Annotated in this window: 20 protein-coding genes and 1 pseudogene; 5 read left to right on the top strand and 16 right to left on the bottom strand. The window is 68.3% G+C overall.

Going from position 1 to position 17,505, the window contains the following annotated elements:
* From NKF06_RS14765 to hemC, 4 genes and pseudogenes are all read right to left on the bottom strand, one after another.
* Positions 1-845, bottom strand: a pseudogene (locus NKF06_RS14765) (MFS transporter); the annotation flags it as partial.
* 1 nt (position 846) lies between these two features.
* Entirely contained in the window at positions 847-1,590 is a 744-nt protein-coding gene (locus NKF06_RS14760) for a uroporphyrinogen-III synthase (RefSeq protein WP_253245827.1), read from the bottom strand.
* A complete protein-coding gene (cobA, locus tag NKF06_RS14755) occupies positions 1,587-2,477 on the bottom strand; it encodes a uroporphyrinogen-III C-methyltransferase (protein WP_058827950.1) in 891 nt (296 codons plus the stop codon). The genes NKF06_RS14760 and cobA overlap by 4 nt, the downstream gene beginning before the upstream one ends.
* Position 2,478: 1 nt before the next feature.
* The gene (gene hemC / locus NKF06_RS14750) at positions 2,479-3,552 is read right to left on the bottom strand and encodes a hydroxymethylbilane synthase (protein ID WP_172795810.1); all 1,074 of its coding nucleotides are present in this window, start codon (positions 3,550-3,552) and stop codon (positions 2,479-2,481) included.
* 124 nt (positions 3,553-3,676) lie between these two features.
* Here hemC and NKF06_RS14745 point away from each other — a divergent pair, with 124 nt between their 5' ends.
* Positions 3,677-4,066, top strand: coding sequence for a hypothetical protein (locus NKF06_RS14745; RefSeq protein WP_058827948.1), 390 nt, complete (start codon positions 3,677-3,679; stop codon positions 4,064-4,066).
* A gap of 63 nt (positions 4,067-4,129) precedes the next feature.
* A complete protein-coding gene (locus NKF06_RS14740; protein ID WP_058827947.1) occupies positions 4,130-4,357 on the top strand; it encodes a hypothetical protein in 228 nt (75 codons plus the stop codon).
* Positions 4,358-4,391: 34 nt separating this feature from the next.
* Here the strand turns inward: NKF06_RS14740 and NKF06_RS14735 are convergent, their stop codons facing one another.
* The 7 genes from NKF06_RS14735 to hemB form a co-directional block, all read right to left on the bottom strand.
* Positions 4,392-5,729 (bottom strand): glutamate-1-semialdehyde 2,1-aminomutase, encoded by a 1,338-nt coding sequence (locus NKF06_RS14735; protein ID WP_253245825.1) that lies wholly within the window; start codon positions 5,727-5,729, stop codon positions 4,392-4,394.
* Between the two features lie 117 nt (positions 5,730-5,846).
* Positions 5,847-6,554: a CPBP family glutamic-type intramembrane protease gene (locus tag NKF06_RS14730; protein ID WP_253245824.1), complete on the bottom strand. Its 708-nt coding sequence runs from the start codon at positions 6,552-6,554 to the stop codon at positions 5,847-5,849.
* A gap of 180 nt (positions 6,555-6,734) precedes the next feature.
* Complete coding sequence (locus NKF06_RS14725) at positions 6,735-7,106, bottom strand: P-II family nitrogen regulator (RefSeq protein ID WP_253245823.1); 372 nt, start codon at positions 7,104-7,106, stop codon at positions 6,735-6,737.
* Between the two features lie 3 nt (positions 7,107-7,109).
* The gene (locus NKF06_RS14720; RefSeq protein WP_253245822.1) at positions 7,110-8,480 is read right to left on the bottom strand and encodes an ammonium transporter; all 1,371 of its coding nucleotides are present in this window, start codon (positions 8,478-8,480) and stop codon (positions 7,110-7,112) included.
* Between the two features lie 379 nt (positions 8,481-8,859).
* Positions 8,860-9,219, bottom strand: a complete 360-nt coding sequence (locus NKF06_RS14715; RefSeq protein WP_253245821.1) for a P-II family nitrogen regulator — start codon at positions 9,217-9,219, stop codon at positions 8,860-8,862.
* Positions 9,216-10,634 (bottom strand): ammonium transporter, encoded by a 1,419-nt coding sequence (locus NKF06_RS14710; RefSeq protein ID WP_253245820.1) that lies wholly within the window; start codon positions 10,632-10,634, stop codon positions 9,216-9,218. The genes NKF06_RS14715 and NKF06_RS14710 overlap by 4 nt, the downstream gene beginning before the upstream one ends.
* 343 nt (positions 10,635-10,977) lie before the next feature.
* Positions 10,978-11,961, bottom strand: a complete 984-nt coding sequence (gene hemB, locus NKF06_RS14705; RefSeq protein ID WP_253245819.1) for a porphobilinogen synthase — start codon at positions 11,959-11,961, stop codon at positions 10,978-10,980.
* Positions 11,962-12,066: 105 nt separating this feature from the next.
* Here hemB and NKF06_RS14700 point away from each other — a divergent pair, with 105 nt between their 5' ends.
* Positions 12,067-12,579, top strand: coding sequence for a VTT domain-containing protein (locus NKF06_RS14700; RefSeq protein ID WP_058827941.1), 513 nt, complete (start codon positions 12,067-12,069; stop codon positions 12,577-12,579).
* A gap of 77 nt (positions 12,580-12,656) precedes the next feature.
* Here the strand turns inward: NKF06_RS14700 and NKF06_RS14695 are convergent, their stop codons facing one another.
* Both NKF06_RS14695 and NKF06_RS14690 read right to left on the bottom strand, forming a co-directional pair.
* Positions 12,657-12,821, bottom strand: a complete 165-nt coding sequence (locus NKF06_RS14695; protein WP_172795809.1) for a DUF6757 family protein — start codon at positions 12,819-12,821, stop codon at positions 12,657-12,659.
* A 75-nt stretch (positions 12,822-12,896) separates the two neighbouring features.
* Positions 12,897-13,691, bottom strand: a complete 795-nt coding sequence (locus NKF06_RS14690) for a PHP domain-containing protein (RefSeq protein WP_253245818.1) — start codon at positions 13,689-13,691, stop codon at positions 12,897-12,899.
* A 131-nt stretch (positions 13,692-13,822) separates the two neighbouring features.
* Between NKF06_RS14690 and NKF06_RS14685 the strand changes: the two genes are divergently transcribed.
* The gene (locus NKF06_RS14685) at positions 13,823-14,107 is read left to right on the top strand and encodes a hypothetical protein (RefSeq protein ID WP_058827939.1); all 285 of its coding nucleotides are present in this window, start codon (positions 13,823-13,825) and stop codon (positions 14,105-14,107) included.
* A 129-nt stretch (positions 14,108-14,236) separates the two neighbouring features.
* Here the strand turns inward: NKF06_RS14685 and NKF06_RS14680 are convergent, their stop codons facing one another.
* Positions 14,237-15,244, bottom strand: coding sequence for a DUF5784 family protein (locus NKF06_RS14680; protein WP_253245817.1), 1,008 nt, complete (start codon positions 15,242-15,244; stop codon positions 14,237-14,239).
* A gap of 156 nt (positions 15,245-15,400) precedes the next feature.
* Between NKF06_RS14680 and NKF06_RS14675 the strand changes: the two genes are divergently transcribed.
* On the top strand, positions 15,401-15,577 hold the full coding sequence (locus NKF06_RS14675) for a DUF5786 family protein (RefSeq protein WP_172795808.1): 177 nt from the start codon (positions 15,401-15,403) through the stop codon (positions 15,575-15,577).
* Positions 15,578-15,605: 28 nt separating this feature from the next.
* On the opposite strand, the gene NKF06_RS14670 is transcribed toward NKF06_RS14675, so the two are convergent.
* Both NKF06_RS14670 and NKF06_RS14665 read right to left on the bottom strand, forming a co-directional pair.
* Positions 15,606-16,301: a hypothetical protein gene (locus tag NKF06_RS14670; RefSeq protein WP_058827937.1), complete on the bottom strand. Its 696-nt coding sequence runs from the start codon at positions 16,299-16,301 to the stop codon at positions 15,606-15,608.
* A gap of 85 nt (positions 16,302-16,386) precedes the next feature.
* Positions 16,387-17,319, bottom strand: coding sequence for an NAD(P)H-binding protein (locus tag NKF06_RS14665; protein WP_253245816.1), 933 nt, complete (start codon positions 17,317-17,319; stop codon positions 16,387-16,389).
* Positions 17,320-17,505: the final 186 nt, after the last annotated feature.

The following is a 17,505-nucleotide window of genomic DNA, read 5'->3' as shown; positions in this document are numbered from 1 at the left end:
CCGCGCCGCGGGCCCGCCGAGGCGGTCCGCGAGGCTCCCCGCGCCGATGCGGCCAACGCTTCCTGTCACCTGCGTCGCGGCGAGTACGCCGCCGGCGAGGGCGGGGCCGGTCCCGACAACGTCCTGCACGTAGAGGACCGTGTAGCCGAGCATCGAGAAGATGGACGCGCCGATGAACAGCCCGGCGGCGACGAGCGCGACGTAGGCGCGGTTGTCGCCGAGCCCGGCGAGTCGGGGGCGTTCGAGCCGGCCAGTCCCCGGATTTCCGCGGTAGCGCGTCGCGAAGACGAGCGCGTAGCCGGCGGCGAAGACGCCGATGGCCCAAAAGCCGACCTGCCACGCGGCGACGACGGCGACGCCGGTGACGACGAGCGACGATGCTCCGCTCCCGACGGTGACGCCGACCTGCTTCAGTCCCATCGCGAGGTTCTTGCTCCCGGCGGCGCGGCCGCGACGATGCCGCGGTTCGACGCCGGCATCGCGGTCGAGTAGGCCGCCCCGAGGAGCGCCACCGTCACCAACAACAGGAGGTACGACGGCGGTGCGAACGTGACGCCGACGAGCGCGACCGAGAGCGCCAGCAGGCCGACGACCATGACGGGCTTTTCGCCGTAGCCGTCGACGGCCGCGCCGCTCGGAAAGAGAAACACCGTGTAGCCGAGCAGTCCGGCGGTCAGGAACAGTCCGACCAACGACTCGGAGACCGAAAACGCGTCGCGGACGAAGCCGGTCGCCGCGAAGATGGCGTAGTAACAGAGGCTCGCGGCGGTCTGCCAGCCGGCGACCGAGCCGACGGCGCGCCACGAGCCGTCTCTCGTCTCGGCTTCCGCCTCGGCTCCCGTCACGTCACTCGTGATACGTCGGTGCGGCGGTCTCGACCGCGGCGACCGCGAGCGCTTCGAACGTCGCCTCGTCGGGGACGACCGTCACGTCGATGCCGTGGGACGCCGCGGTGTCGCGGGTCGGCGGCCCGATTGCGCCGACGACGGCGTCGTTCAGGCCGGCGATTGCCTCCTCGCGAACACCGCGCTCCGCGGCGGCGTCGAGGAAGTGTTCGACCGTGAGCGACGAGGTGAACAGGGCGGCTTCGAGGTCACCGGCCGCGGCCAGCTCGGCCGACTTCCCGGCTCCCTCGGGGCGGACGAGTCGGTAGAGCACCGTCTCGTGAACGTCCGCGCCCGCGTCGCGCAGGCCATCCGTGAGGACTGGGCTGCCGTGGTCGCTCCGGGCGACTTCGACCGTCGCGCCGTCCACGTCGGGCGCGAGGTGTTCGACCAGTCCAGCCGAGGTGTACTCGTCGGGGACGCGGTCGACCGTCCAACCCACTTCGCGAGCGGCGTCGGCGGTCGCGGGGCCGATACAGCACAGCACCGCGTCGCCGGGATTCCAGCCGGCCTCGTCGAGGAGTTCGACGCCGGTCTTGCTCGTCAGGACGACGAACGCGCCGGGTTCGGGCGTCGCGCCGGTCGGTTCGATTTCGAGCATCGGGTCGGGGACCGGGGTCGCGCCGAGCGAGTCGAGGAGTTCGACGGCGCGCTCGATGCGGTCGTCGTCGGGGCGGAAGACGGCCGCGCGGACCTGCTGGCTCATTCGTCTCCTCCGGCATCTCCCGCGGTCGGGTCGGCTTCAGCGATGGCGTCCGCGCCGCCGCCCTGCAGGAACTGCTTCACGCGGTCGCGGGTCGCCGCGACCTCGCCGATGACGGTGATTGCGGGCGGCTCGATGTCGGCCTCGTCGCGCACGTCGACGATGGTGTCGAGGGTGCCGGTGGCGACGCGCATGTCGGGCCACGTCGCCCGCTCGATGAGGGCGACGGGCGTCTCGCCGTCCATCCCCGCCTCGCGGAGTTCGGCGGTGTACAGCGGGAGTTTGCCGACGCCCATGAGGACGACGAGCGTCCCGCCGGTCGCGGCGAGCGCGTCCCAGTCGACCGCGGACTCGTCTTTCGTCGGGTCCTCGTGGCCGGTGACGAACGACACCGACGAGACGTGGTCGCGGTGGGTGACGGGGATGCCCGCCGCGCCGGCCCCGGCGACCGCCGAGGTGATGCCCGGCACGACCTCGAAGGGAATCCCGTTGTCGGCGAGATGCTCCATCTCCTCGCCGCCGCGGCCGAAGACGAACGGGTCGCCGCCCTTCAGGCGAACCACGTCGTTGCCCTCGCGGGCGAGTTCGACGAGTCGGTTGTTCGTGTACTCCTGCGGCGTCCACTCGCCGCCGGCGCGCTTGCCCACGTCCTCGCGCTTCTCGGCCGGAATCATCCCGAGAATCTCCGGGCCGGGGAGCTTGTCGTGGAGCACCACGTCGGACTCGTCGATGAGGCGGGCGGCCTTCATCGTCAGCAGTTCCGGGTCGCCCGGGCCGCTGCCGACAAGGTGGACCGTGCCGACGCCGTCACCGTCGGTCGCGTCGCCGGTCGACTGCGCGCCGGTCGACCGCTCGTCCGCCGTTCCGAATTCCGCGTCGTCGGCCGTCATCTCACTCCTCGGCCTCCTCGCGGGCGGCCTCGACTAACTGACCCGCACCGCGGTCGCGCAGGGCCGCCGCGAACTCGCGGGCGGCGTGGGCGTGGTTGCCGACCGGGAGGTCACGAGAGGTCTTGATGGCCTCCGAGCCGTCGGTCGCCAGCACCTGCACGTCGACGTGGACGTGTTCGCCCTGCAGGAGGGCGTGGACGCCGACCGGGGCGATACAGCCGCCGCCGAGTTCGGCGAGGATGGTCCGCTCGACGGTCGTCTCGACGCGGGTCCGCGGGTGGTCGAGCTTGTCGTGGATGAGGTCGATGACCTCCGAGTCCGCGGCGGTCACGGCGATGGCTCCCTGTCCGGGTGCGGGGACGAACGTCGTCCGCGGCAGGCGCTCGTAGTTCACCTTCTCCGAGAGCCCGCTGCGCTTGAGTCCAGCCTCGGCGAGGACGATGGCGTCGTACTCGGTTTCGACCTTCCGGCCGAGCGCCTGCCGTTCGAGTTCCGTGAGGCCTTCGAACCACTCGTCTGCGGTCTCGTCGAACGCCTCTTCGTGGTCGGTCTTGCCCTTCTTTTCTTGCCGCTCTTTGTCGTTTTCGACGCGGGCCTCGTGTTCGCGCTGGAGGTGCGTCGCCAGCAGTTTCTCGATGCGGGTGTCGACGTTGCCCCGGAGGGGCTCCACTTCGAGGTCCTCGCGGTAGTTCAGCAGTTGGGCCTGCCGGCGGAGCGATGACGTACCGACGACGGCTCCCTCGGGCAGGTCGTCGATGTCGTGGCCCTCGGCCGTCACGAGCACGTCGCCGGCGGGCGCGCGCTCGGGAACGCCTGCGACGACGAGGTCGGCGGGCTTCTCGGTCGGCATGTCCTTCATCGAGTGGACCGCGGCGTCGACGTCGCCGTCGAGAACGCGCTCGTCGAGCGCGCGGACGAACGCGCCGGTCTTGCCCAGTCGGTGGATGAGTTCGTCCTGAATCCGGTCGCCCGTGGTCTCGACTTCGACGAGTTCGACGTCGAGTCGGCGGCCCGCGAGCGCCCCCTGCACGCTCGCGGCCTGTGCGCGAGCGAGCGCCGACCCTCGCGTCGCCAAGCGAAGTGTTGTAGTCATACGCGTCAGTCCGGTCCCCGCGTTGAAAAGCCCTCCAGTTCGCTCCCGCGCGTCGGGTCGAACCCGAACGGAAGACCGATACAGTCCCCGCGCGACGACCCGGACGATGCCCGCCCTCGATTCGGCCGTCCGGCAGGTCGGCGACTTCGTCGTCGTCGCGCTCCTCCTGTTCGGCCTGACCTCGGTCGTCGCGCCTCTCGACCTGTTTCTCTCCTCGGTCGGCGTCGAACCGCCGTGGTTCGCCGGCCTCGTCGCGGCCGCGTTCATCGCGCTCGCGCTCCTCCTCGCGCGCCCCCTTCGCCTCCGTCTCGTCGCCCGCGTCTGGGGTATCGGCCTCGTCGTGACCGCCGTCTGGATTCCGCTGTTAGTCCTCCTCGAACTCCAAGGAAATCCAGTCGGTATCCTCGTCTCGTGGGCGGTCTGTCTCGGTGCCGGCGTCGCCCTGACCTACCCGCCGCTGTGGCGGGCGGCCGAAGCGCGACTGCGGGCCGAGTGAGTCGCGTTCGCGCCGGGTCGCAGTCGCGCGAGCGACCGTCGCTCGCACGGCCGAACCGCGTTCGTGTCGAAGTGCCGAACAGTTATCCGCCTTCGCGGCGACGCCTCCGACGTGAACAGGTCCCTCCGTCTCGCGCTCACCTTCGGCGTCGCGTTCGTCGTCGCGCTCCCGCTCGGATTCATCTTCGCGCCGGACCCGACGGGGGCCGTCCCGCTTTTCCTCACCGTCGGACTGGCCGCCGTCCTCGGACTCCCGGCGTACCTTGGGCTCTCCCGGGCGATAGCGTCGTAAAAAAGTTCTTCACGGGTCGCAGGCCGGGACGCGCCTACAGCGCTTGCTTGTACGCTTCCAGCGTCTCCTCGATGTCCTCGTCGGTGTGGGCGTAGGAGACGAACTGCGATTCGAACTGGTTCGCCGTGAGGAACACGCCCTGGTCTTTCATCTCCTGCCAGAAGACGCGCTCCCAGCGGTCAGTCTCCGCCTTCGATACGTCCGCGCCGGTCTTCGGGCAGGCGTCGTAGTTGGGACACGACTCAACCTGCGCGCAGCCGTCGGCACAGGCGTCGGCGCGCTCGGCCGTCCCGTGGCGCGTGAACACCGTCTTGAACATCGAGTCCGTGCCGACGACGGTGTACTCGGGTGCCTGGTCTTCGAGGATGTCCGTGATGCCCGACCGAAGCTTTTCGCCGAGGCGGTCGACGTGTCCGTACACGTCGTTTTCGGCGGCGTACTTCAGGTACTCGTGGCCCGCGGCCATCGTGACCGGGTGGCCCGAGAAGGTCCCCGACTGGAACACGTCGCCGCCGGGAGTGAACTGCTCGACGAGTTCGGCCTTGCCGCCGACCGCGCCGACGGGGAAGCCACCGCCGATAATCTTCCCGAACGTCGTGAGGTCGGGCGTGACGCCGAACTTGCCCTGGGCGCACTGGAGGCCGCCGACGCGGAAGCCGGTGATGACCTCGTCGAAGATGAGGAGCGCGCCGTGTTCCTCGGTCACGTCGCGGAGGGCTTCGAGATAGCCGTCGACCGGGTGGATGATGCCCGTGTTCGCCAGAATCGGCTCGGTCAGCACCGCCGCGATGTCCTCGCCGTGTTCCTCGAACACCTCGCGGACGGTCTCCTCGTCGTTGAACGGGACGGGAATAGTGTGGTCGGCGAACGACGAGGGGATGCCGGGCGTCGAGGGCTTCGCGCCGCCGGGGCCGCCCTCGACGAGCGTGGACTCCTGTGCGCCGTGGTAGCCACCCTGCATGACGACGATTTTGTCGCGGCCGGTGACGCCGCGGGCGAGGCGGACCGCCGAGACGGTCGCCTCCGTGCCGGAGTTGACGAACCGAAGCATCTCGACGGAGGGAACGTGTCGCGCGACGAACTCGGCGTGTTCGACCTCGATTTCGGTCGGCGCGCCGTACATCGGCCCGGCCGCGGCGTGCTTCTGGACCGCCGACTGGACGGGTTCGGGGGCGTCGTGGCCGTAGAGCAGCGGCCCGTAGCCCAGCACGTAGTCGACGTAGCGGTTCCCGTCGGCGTCGATGACGTGCGCGCCGTCGCCGCGCTCGACGAAGAACGGGTACGGTTGCGTCGCCCGGACGGAGGAGTTCACGCCGCCGGCGAGCACGGACAGCGCGCGGTCGTACAGCGCCCTTGACTCGTCGTGGTTCATGCGCGCCGGTTCGACCGCTCGCGGGAAAGACCTTACTGGGTCGGCCGCACCTGCCACCGGCGAACCAGTAGACGACACGGCCAGCGTGAACTGTCGGGCGTCGGGGCTGCGGCGGACCTACCGCGCCGTCCCGTCGGCAGCGGCCTCAGCGCCGTCGGCGTCGCCGGCCTCCTCGACCGACCCGGCCACGAGCAGCCCGACCGCGTCGTTGAGCGCGTGGATGCAGGCGAGCGCAACCACGTCGCGCACGAGAAGGTACATGACCGTCGTCAGGAGCGCGGGGACGGCGATTCTGGCGACCGCGCCGCGCTCCCAGCCGACGGCGTGGCTCGCGGTGAACGCGGCGAACGAGACGCCGCCCGCGAGAAGCGGACTGCCGGTGAGTTCGAGGAGTCGCTCGACGGCGTAGCCGTGGAACAGCACCTGCTCAGTGACGCCGGCGGTCCCGGCCACGAAGAGCCGGTGTCTGACCGACAGCGAGGCCAGCCCGGTCATCCCCTCGTCGAGGCCCCCCACGCCGAGTCGGTCGAAGACAGGGGTCGTCACCGCGTTCGCGGCGAACAGGACGAAGACGCCGCCGCCGACCACCGCGACGAACGCGAGGGGGTCCAGCGAGCGACCAGTCATCGAAGACAGCGGTCGCCCCTCGACGACGAGGACGTAGCCACACAGCAGGGCGAAGACGGCCCACTTGTTCGCGTCGCTGACGAGGAGGTCGGCGCGGAGGTCGTCGGGTTCGGAGAGGTACCGGTCAGCGAGGAGTCCGGCGACTGCCATTCCGAACAGCGCGACGGCGAGTCCGCCGAGGACCGCGACAGTCACCACGTGGAGCCACCGCTCATCGTCACGACGCTCGGTGCGGAGCGGAAAAACGGTTTCGCGTGGGTTCGGTTCTCGCCCCGCGAGGGGCCACCGGTACGTTCGACCGAACCGATATAACCTCGTCGCCGGCCGGAGCGACGGACGCGGAGACGGTACGAGAACCGCCGACAGAGAATGAGCGGCTCAGACCGCGTCGCGTCCGGTCTTGCCGGTGCGGACTTGGACGGCGCTCTCGACGGGGAACGTGAACACCTTTCCGTCGCCTTTCTCGCCCGTGTGGGCGGCGTCGACGATGGCGTCGACCACGTCGCCGGCCGGGATGTCGGCGACGACGCACTCGACTTTGACCTTCTGGTGGAGGTCGACGGTGTACTCCTCGCCGCGCCACTGGCTCTTCTTCGCGGGCTGAGAGCCGCGGCCGGAGACGTTGGTGACGGTGAGCGACGGCGCGCCGATTTCGGCGAGCGCGGTCTTCACATCGGAGAGCTTGTCGGGGCGGATGACGGCCATCACAAGCTTGATTTCGCCGTCGTTCGGAAGGTCGGAATCACTCATGAGTTAGTCCTCCCGGCCCGTCGTCATGAATCCATCCCCGCTCGGGACGCCGGAGCCGTCGGTGCGGATGCCGGTGTCGGCGTCGGGCGACCCGAACTCGGGGTAGGTGTCGACGCCGTGTTCGGCGGTGTCGAGGCCCTCGCGCTCGTGGTCCGAGGAGACGCGGACCTGTCCGATGGCCCGGAAGCCGCCGAAGACGACCGCGGTCGCGGCGAACGTCCAGATGGCGATGACGCCGACGCCGATGACCTGCGGGACGGCGAGCGAGACGAAGGACGCGCCGTCGTGCCACAGCGGGACGGCGAACACGGGGTAGAGGAGCGCGCCGAGGATGCCCGCGGAACCGTGAACGGGGAAGACCGCGCACACGTCGTCGATGTGGAGGCGTTTTTCGACGAACTCGAAGACGACCGGGAGCTGCGCGCCGGCGAGGAGGCCGACGACAAGCGCGCCCGGCCAGACGATGTCGTCCGCGATGGCGGTGACGCCGACGAGTCCGGCGAGGAGGCCGTTTGCGACGTAGAGCGTGTCGACCTTACCGGTCTTGTACATGGCGACCCCGCCAGCGCCGATTGCGCCGGCGGCCATGCCGAGGGTCGTCACGAGGGCGACGCGCCCCACGAAGGCGAACGAGCCGAGCGTGACCGCGCCGTCGGCGTACGCGAGGGGTGCGGCGGCGGTGCCGACGTTGAAGCCGTACCAGCCGAACGCGAGGATGAGCGTGCCGAGGACGGCGAACGTGATGGAGTGACCGGGGATGACGTTCGCCGTGCCGTCGGGCTTGAAGCGGTTCATGCGCGGGCCGATAATCCACGCCGCGGTGAGGCCGGCGATGCCGCCCATGCCGTGGACGATCATGCCGCCGGCGAAGTCGTGGAAGCCGAGGGCGTCGAGGAAGCCGCCGCCCCAGGTGAAGCCGACGACGACGGGGTAGATGACGCCCGCGATGAGGATGGTGTACGTGAGGTACGCGCGGAGTCGGGCGCGGCCCGCCACGGCACCGGAGACGATGGTGGCGGCGGTCATGGCGAAGACGGCGCCGAAGAGCCAGTCGACCCACGCCGTCGTCGCCGACGCCTCGGGCGCGTAGAGGCTCATGAACGCCCCGGAAATCGTCGTTGCGGGGCCGCCCGTGAAGGCGGCGACGATGGACGACACAGCCGCGCCGAGCAGGAAGAACACGATGACGCCGATACTCCACGTCAGCAGGTTCTTGGTCAGTTGGTTGGCGACGTTCTTCGCGCGGACCTGCCCGGCTTCGAGCATGGCGAAGCCGGCGTGCATGAAGAAGATGAGGAACGTGACCGTGAGGACCCACACGAGGTTCACGCCCTCGACGACCGAGGCGAGGTCGGCCTGCAGGGGTGTCAACATACGATGCCTCCGGCGAGCGGTTCGAGTTCTGAAGTTGGACAGTCGTTCATATTGGTGCTCGATTCGCGACCGAATGTCTCGCGAACCATGAGAGATGCTATCTACAGACGTTCATATAACGGTTCGCGTTGACAAACGTCTACAAAAGCGCGTTCTGAGAGACGTATGTCCGATATAGGATGATGTATGTGTTGTATAAGGGCGTAAGGCTAGCACTCAGTAAACAAATATTGCCACACAATCCTACGAATGTAGTGTAGTATTAGTAATAGGAATAGTTCGGGGCGTTCGTCGAACCCCAGTCGGGTGCGCACTCACGCGGGCTGCGGCGGGAGTGGCAAACAGAGACTTCGAGTCGGTTTCGGTCGTCGGTGCGCGCTCAGACTGCCGGGTTGCCCTCCTTACCGGTTCGGACTTGGACGGCGCTCTCGACGGGGAGAACGAACACCTTTCCGTCACCTTTCTCACCCGTATGGGCGGACTCGGCGATGGCTTCGACTACGTCGTCGACGGGGATGTCGGCGACGACGCACTCGACTTTGACCTTCTGGTGGAGGTCGACGGTGTACTCCTCGCCGCGCCACTGGCTCTTCTTCGCGGGCTGAGAGCCGCGGCCGGAGACGTTGGTGACGGTGAGCGACGGCGCGCCCGCCTCCGCGAGCGCGGTCTTCACATCCGAGAGCTTGTCGGGGCGGATGATGGCCATTACCATCTTGATGCCCTGTTCTTCGTCGCTCATTGGCTGTCACCTCCGTTGGCTTCGACGGTCTCGTCTTCCGCGACGCCGCCGTCGGTGCGCACGTTGCTGCCGCCGTCGGTCGCCGTGGGCGAGCCGAGCGCGCCGTCGGGACCCGCGTCGCCGACGAATTCGGGGTAGACCGAGACGCCGTGTTCGCCGACGTCGAGGCCTTCGACTTCCTCTTCTTCCGAGACGCGGAGGCCGAAGACGGCGTCCGCGATGGCGAAGACGACCGCCGAGGCGAGGATGGTCCACGCGGCGATGACGACCACGCCGATGACCTGCATCACGAGTTGCGTGCCGGAGAAGCCGCTAACTGCGAAGACAGGAATGAGTGCCGTGCCGACCGCGCCCGCGACGCCGTGGACGGCGAAGACGCCACACACGTCGTCGATTTTGAGCGAGTCGACGGTCCAGCGGTACGCCGGCAGGACGATTGCGCCGCCGAGCGCGCCGAGGATGAGGCCGCCCCACCACGTGACGTGGGGGACGGCGCCGGTGACTGCGACGAGACCGGCGAGCAGGCCGTTGGCCATCCAGAGGGGGTCGGGCTTGCCCTGGTAGCTCGTCGAGACGATCATCGCGGCGACCGCGCCGGCGCCCATGCCGAGGGTCGTCACGAGGGCGACGCGACCGAGCGCGGCACCCATGAACTCCAGACCGCCGCTTTCGGTGGTCGCGAGGACCGTCGCCTGCGTGCCGACGTTGAAGCCGTACCAGCCGAACGCGAGGATGAGCGTGCCGAGGACGGCGAGCAGCATCGAGTGGCCCGGGATGGGTTGGCTGTCGCCGTTGGCGTCGAAGCGGCCCTTACGCGGGCCGACCATCTTCGCGCCGACGAGGCCGGCGATGCCGCCGCACATGTGGACGACGGTCGCGCCGGCGAAGTCGAGGTAGCCGACACCGAGTGCGGCACCGATGTAACCGCTCCCCGAGAGGAGGCCGCCGGACCACGTCATGCCCTGCACGACGGGGTAGATGAACCCCGTGATGGTCGCCGCGAAGACGATGTACGCGCGGAAGTCCATGCGTTCTGCGACCGCGCCGGAGACGATGGTGGCGGCGGTCATGGCGAAGACGGCGCCGAAGAGCCAGTCAATCCACGCGCCGGAGTCGCCGATGTACGAGAACGCGGCGGCGACGTCGAAGCCGCCGGGCGACGTGAGGCCGCCGACGATTGTCGCGACCCCCGCGCCGACGAGGAAGTAGACGAGCACGCCGAGCGCCCAGTCCGTCATGTTCTTCATCAGTACGTTGCCCACGTTCTTCGCGCGTACCTGCCCTGCCTCTAAGAGCGCGAAGCCCGGCTGCATGAAGAAGATGAGGAACGAGACGACGAGGATCCAGACGTAGTTGACCCCCTGCGCGATAACGCTCGGGTCGACCTGCAGTGGAATCACGACTGCCCACCCCATGCGGCCACGAGTGACCGTTCAGCTACTTTTGCTCCGTATCCGTGTGGATTCTGGTGCTTCATCACGGTTCGGCTTCATGGTGAGTTAGTACATAAAGTGTGGGGTTGATTTTGTCAAATTTAGTGGGACGTAATACCACAACTGCACAAAATAGGCTAGAATATTACGCATATAAGGTTGTATATCGTCCAAGGATTTTGATATTCTCGGATATTCTGTGGACGAACGTTCAGGAAAATGTTGCCTAACAAGTGTGTTTTGGCCGTGCGCACCGAGGTATCGTGTCACGTGGTTCGGTGTTCGAACTGGCGGGTTCGGGGCGTTCGACTCGGCCGTCGACGCCTCAGTCGAGCTGCCGCGCCACGCGCTCCGCGAAGTACGTGATGATGAGGTCCGCGCCCGCCCGTTTCATCGACAGGAGCGACTCGCGGGCGACCTCGTCGAGGTCGAGCCAGCCCTTCTCGGCGGCGGCGTGGAGCATCGCGTACTCGCCGGAGACGTTGTAGGCGGCGACCGGGTGGTCGTAGCCCTCGCGGATGGCGCGGACGATGTCGAGGTACGGCAGGCCCGGTTTGACCATCAGCACGTCCGCGCCCTGTTCCACGTCGAGCGCGACCTCGCGCAGCGCCTCGCGGGCGTTCGCGGGATCCATCTGGTAGTGTCGTCGGTCGCCGAAGGCCGGCGCGCCGTCGGCCGCGTCGCGAAAGGGGCCGTAGAAGGCGCTCTCGTACTTCGCGGCGTAGGACATGATGGGCACCTCGTCGCGGCCGGCGTCGTCGAGGGCGGCGCGAATCGCGCCGACCATCCCGTCCATCGAGGCCGAGGGGGCGACCATGTCCGCGCCCGCCTCGGCGTGGGAAACGGCCGTCTTCGCGAGCAGGTCGAGGGTCGGCCCGTTTTCCACCGTCAGCGTCGGGTCGTCCTCGGCGTGGTCCTCCAGCACTCCGCAGTGGCCGTGGTCGGTGTACTCGCAGAGACACACGTCGGTGATGACGTAGGCGTCGGTCTCGGCGGTGATGGCTCGGACGGCCTCCTGTACGACTCCGTCTCTCGCGTACGCGCGCGTGCCTTCGGGGTCTTTCGACTCGGGGATGCCGAAGACGATGACGGCCTCGACGCCCGCCTCGCGGACCTCGGCGACGCGGTCGGCGGCCTCGTCGACCGGCACGCGCTCGTGGCCCGGCATGGACTCGATGGGGACGCGCTCGTCGGTCGTCGCGTCCACGAAGACGGGCGCGACGAGGTCGGTCGCGTCGAGGGTCGTCTCCGAGACGAGCGGGCGAATCCCGTCGGTTCGAAGCCTTCGGGGACGGTCGGTGAACTCCATACGCGGGGTTCGGTTGGCGGCGGCAAAATGCCGTCGCTCCCGTCGCTTCGCGCCAGGTTAGCAAACCCATAATGAACACGGTGTCGTTCGAACCGCGCACACGACATGAGCGCCTTCACCGCCCAACTCCCCGACGTCATTCGGGAGCTCCTCGCTTCCGACCTCGCTCTCGTCGCCCTCTTTTTCGTGTTCGTGCTTGAGGGCGCGATGCTCCTCTACGTCGCGCCGAGCGAACTCCTCGTGCCCGGGGCGCTGGCGCTGGTCGGCGAACGACTGTTACTCCCGATTCTCGGCGTCGCCGTACTCGGCGCGACGGTCGGTCAGGTCGCGCTGTTCTTCGTCGCCAAGCGGGGCGGCCGCGAGTACCTCCTGTCGCGGTCGTGGTTCCGCGTCAGCGAGGACTCCCTCGACCGGTTCGACGGCTGGTTCGACCGCTGGGGCCCGGTCGTCGTCCCGCTGAGTAACGCGATGCTGTTCACGCGCGGGATGCTCACCGTTCCGGCCGGCCTCTCGGGTATGTCGGCGAAGCGGTTCGTCGCCCTCTCGGCAGTCGGAACCGTCGCGTTCGAGAGCGCGCTCGCGGCGCTGTACGTGTTCGGCGGTCAGGTTCTCGCGTGACCGACCGCTCCGTCGCGGGGAGCGTTCGGCGTCGCGGGTAGGAAGGCGTTAGTGGAGGGACACCTGCTAACCGGCCGCTACGTTGTTCGATTAATGTCGAGTTTTTCCTTCAGGGCGGCGAGTTCCTCGGATTCGGCGAGTTCCTCGACCCGCTTGCGGAAGTGTCGCTCGCAGAGACCGACCTTAATGTGGTCCTTCTCCGCGGCGTATGCGGCCTCACGGTCGCAGTAGTGACACTGCATATCCCCCCTTCAGTTCCGATAGGATTTAACTCTACGCCCCACGGCACGTTCGGCGTTATTCACGGACTAACACGGTTAGAGGCCGTCTACCGCGGCGGCGAATCGGGTGAAGTCGGCCGCCGGCGGTCCGGCGCGCCCGAGCGTCTCGTCGTGGGCGTCGCTTCCGCCCGTGGCGAGCAGGTCGTAGCGCTCGATGGCCTCGTCCACGAGACCGCAGTCGACCGCGAAGCCGTAGGGATAGTAGCGTTCGACGGCGTCGAGGTCGGCACAGAGGTCGAGCGCGCCGGCGGGGTCGCGGTAGCGGAACGGATGCGCGAGGCCGACCACGTCGCAGGCGTCCCGGAGGGCCGCCACGCCGTCGTCGAACGTCGGGAGTTCGCGCGCGACGTAGCAGGGGCCGTCCGCGCCGATGAGCTCGTCGAACGCCCCTTGGTAGTCGTAGGGAGCGTCGCTGGCGTCGATAGCGCGGGCGACGTGCGGCCGACCGACGCCGTCGTGGATATCGATGTCGAGGCTGACTCCAGTTTCTTCCTCGACCGCCGCGACGATTTCGCTGGCGCGCTCCACGCGGTTCCGTTGGAGGCGTTCGACCGTCTCGACGAGGGCGGGCCGCTCTCTGAGGCCGTAGCCGAGGAGGTCGACCCGGCGGTCGCCCGCGTCGACGCGCAGTTCGATGCCCCGGACGATAGTCACGCCGTTGCGTTCGACAACCGGTGCGTCGAGGTCCGGGTGGTAGCGGTCGTGGTCCGTCACGGCCACCACGTCCACCCCGCCTGCGCGGGCGGCGGTCGGGAGCGCATCCACGGTGAGCCGGCCGTCCGAGGCGGTCGTGTGGAGATGGAGGTCCGCGACCGGCGGGCTGTCGTCCATGCAACTGGTCGGGGCGAGGGGCAGACAAACGTTGCGCCCGATCCATCATTAAGGACGATTAAAGACTGCAAGGGCACTAATCAAATACATGGAAAATCATTAAGAATGATGCCGGCACAGATGTGGGTGTAATGCGCCTGAACGGACTCGGCGACGCCATCGATCGCCACGAATACCCGATTAGCTCGACCGACTTCGCCCAACGCTACGGCGACGAAGTAATCGAGCTCCAGAACGGTCAGGAGACTGTCGCACAGATCCTGGCCCGTCTCGGCGACGAGACGTACACGTGCCCGCAGGACGTGCGGGACGCCCTCTTCACCGGCGTCGGCCACGAGGCGATTGGTCGTCGATACTACAGCGACCGCGACCCGTCCCCGCTCGGTGAGAACGGACCCGAGATGGTCTCGTTCTGAGGCCGGTTCTCGTCGCGTCTCGATTTTTCTTCTGACCGCGACCCGTGAGCCGTCGGCTCAGGGTCGGATTCGGCGTCCTCGACCGCGCGCCCGCAATGCGCTCGATCCACAACCCGACCAGAACGAACGTCAGTCAGCGAGCCACGGCAGGTCCACCGGGACCGACCCCTTCGAGTAGCCTTCGACGTGCCCCGACGGGCGGAGCCGGAAGACCACCGCGGGTCGGTGCCGCACGTCGGGCTTCTCGCCCATGATGGCGGACCAGTCGTCGTCGGGGAACGACGAGCAGTCGACGAACAGGGTCACGCCGCCGCCGTGTTCGGCGAGCTGGCCCTCGCCGTTGGTCTTGGTCTGTGCCGTGTCCCGAATCGCGGCGATGGGGTTGCTCACGGAGCGTCGGTTCGGCGGGAGCGGCCGCGTCACCTCGATGAGCGCGCCGCCCGCGGGGGTGTTCTCCGCCCGGAAGTCGATGGAGTGGCCGGTCGTCACGGCGATTTCGGGCGTGATGTCGTACCCCGCCTCGTCGAGGAGATACGCCACGTCGAACTCGCCCATCGCCGCGGCCATCCGTATCGGGTCGAAGTACTCCGAGGTGCCGAGCTTTCCGGCCATGACCTCGCGGTACTCGTCGAGGACGCCCGTGGCGAAGAACGACTCGTAGAACTCCAGGGCCTCCTCGCGGGTCGCGTCCGGGAAGCCCGCCGCGTGGTCGTGGAAGAACTCGCGGGTCGTCTCGCGGCCGTCCTTCGAGAGGAACACCGGGAGGAAGAACCACGAGAGGTGCGGATAGGGCTTCAACCACGGCGACTGGTCGAACAGCTCGGCGATGAGTTCGCGCTGGGCCCACCGGGAGACCTCGAAGGGAGCCTCGTCGAAGCCCTCCTTGTCGGTCCGCCACAGCGAACTCGGCGTCTCTGTGTTGCCTATCCAGTAGGCGTGGTCGTCGGTCCACGCGAAGAGGGCGGTGTCGCCGTTGTCCATGTCGAACCGACGGGCCTCGTACCCCTCGGGCGGTGCGTACCACGGTGCACCCATCTCGGCGCCGAGGTTGGCGTCGAGCGGCTGGAAGATGTCGCGGGTGATGCGCGAGTCGTCCCAGCGTCCGGGGGCGTAACGAAAGCGAAGCGGGCGTGCCACACACGGTGTAGTTCGGCGATTGTTTTTACCCTTTCCTGCCGCGGGGCCCGTTTTCACCGGTCCCCTACCCCTTCTGACCCCCGCCCGGCTGAGTATCACGATTGTGAATCTCTCCGATAGCTATATGTGGCACACACCCACATGGTAAGTCGAACCATGTCAATGGGGGCATACGACGAAGCCGAACACGAACGCCGCGAGCGGATGACGAGCCAGGTCGAACCCGGGACCGACGACGACCGGAAGACCTACCGTGGGAGCGTCGAGTACGACTCCGGCGACTCGACCGACGCGCTGCTCGAACAGTTCAAGCAGATGAAGTCCGACGACTGACCCGGTCCCTCTCCTGTTCCTGCGTACCTCACGTCCTCGTTAGCGCCGCCGCCGTCACCGACACGACGGTCACGGCGACGACGTGCCCGCCGACCGCGAAGAGGAGTACCGGCTGGTCAGCGATGAACGGGAGCAACAGCAACTGCGCGACCGCGAAGCCGACGTTCAGCAGGTTCACCCGCCTGACCGTCCCGGCGGTCGGGCCGTCGAACCGGTAGCGGACCGCCCCCCAGAGGCCGACGACGGCCGCCCACCACGACGTGCCGATTCGGTAACAGAGGTCCCAGAGGACGAGTAGCGTCAGGTAGACGACCACGACCGGCGGTTCGGGGCCGAACAGCGTCGTCATGAGCGGCGTCCCCGGTTGCTGCGGGTCGAAGACAAACAGGTGCGTCACGAGCGCGACGAACGCGAGTACGCCCAGCACGACCTCGATGCTCGACCCGAACAGCAGGCGACGATAGGGCGCGGGCACCCTCGCGGCGCGGGTCCACTCGCCCATGCGGAGCATCACGACGCTCCCCGCGGCCGCGACCACGATGGCCGCGGTGCCCGCGACCGCCGCGGCCCACAGGTCGTACACCCACGCGAAGAAGAGCACCGCGACCTCGAAGACGGCGATTTGGAGGGCGATGGCTCCCGCCTCGCCGATTCTCACGCCCGGGAGCGCGCCGACGATGCTCTCGTACACCCACGTTTCGCCGTACTCCGGGGCGTCGTTCATATCCCGCTCCTACGGCCCCGCGGTATATCAATCGCCGCCGCACTCGGGGCGCTCGGGGCACGCTGGCGGGCGGTTCGCGTCCCGCTCACGTCGGGGTCGTCGACGCCGGCTCGACGGCTCGTTCCCGCAGTTCGCGCTCCTCACGGAGCGCCCGCTCGACCGCGGCGTCGAACGGCATCTCGTCCACCTCGACGATGTCGCGGATGCGGTCGTCGCCGACGATAACGGGGTTTTTCAGCCCCTCGATGAGCGGTCGGGCGACCCCCGTGTCCACGTCGGTGACGAGCCCGATCCAGTACGACGAGAGCCGCGGCGTCAACACGGGCACGGCGACGATTCGGGGCGCGTGGCCCAACTGCGCGCCAACGCGCTGGAGCATCTCCCGATAGGTGAGCACGTCCGGGCCGCCGATTTCGTAGGTCTCGCCCGCCGTTTCGGGGTGGTTGAGGACGCCGGCGAGGTAGGCGACCACGTCCGCGATGGCGATGGGTTGGCACCGCGTCTCGACCCACTGCGGCGTCACCATGACCGGGAGGCGCTTGGCGAGTTGCCGGACCATCTCGAAACTCGCGCTCCCCGCGCCGACGATGATGGCCGCCCGGAGGGTCGTCAGTTCGGGCGACCCCGCGGCGAGGATGTGTTCGACCTCGCGGCGCGACCGCAGGTGCGGCGAGAGCTGGTCGCGGTCCTCGCCGAGACCGCCGAGGTAGACGATTCGTCCGACTCCGGCGGACTCGGCGGCGTCGACGAAGTTGCGGGCGGCGAGTCGGTCGCGCGCCTCGAAGTCGCCGCCGGAGTGCATCGAGTGGATGAGGTAGTACGCCGCGTCGACGCCCGCCATCGCGGGGGCGAGCGTCGCCGGTTCGAAGATGTCGCCTTCGACTACGTCCACGTCCGGCGGACCGTCGTAGCGCGCCGCGTCGCGGACGAAGACGACCACGTCGTGGCCGGCGTCGAGGAGGAGGGGCACGAGGTGCCGGCCGACGAATCCGGTCGCACCGGTCACGAGCACTTTCATGCTGTTCGATAACGCCGCGCACGATGTTAACGTATCGCCCGCCCGACCGGGAACTGTCCGTTGCCCACTCGCCGGCCCGCCGTCCGGCCGCGGGTCAGTCGTCGCCGCGAACCGCGTCCCAGCCGGGGGTTTCCGGCGCGCCGCGAGCGACTTCGACCTCGTCGGGGTCAGGTGCTCCGTCGGCCG

Source organism: Haloferax sp. AB510, from assembly GCF_024136985.1.
Taxonomy (GTDB): Archaea; Halobacteriota; Halobacteria; order Halobacteriales; family Haloferacaceae; genus Haloferax.
The sequence above is the reverse complement of the archived record's forward strand: the minus strand, read 5'-3'. Positions and strand labels throughout refer to the sequence as shown.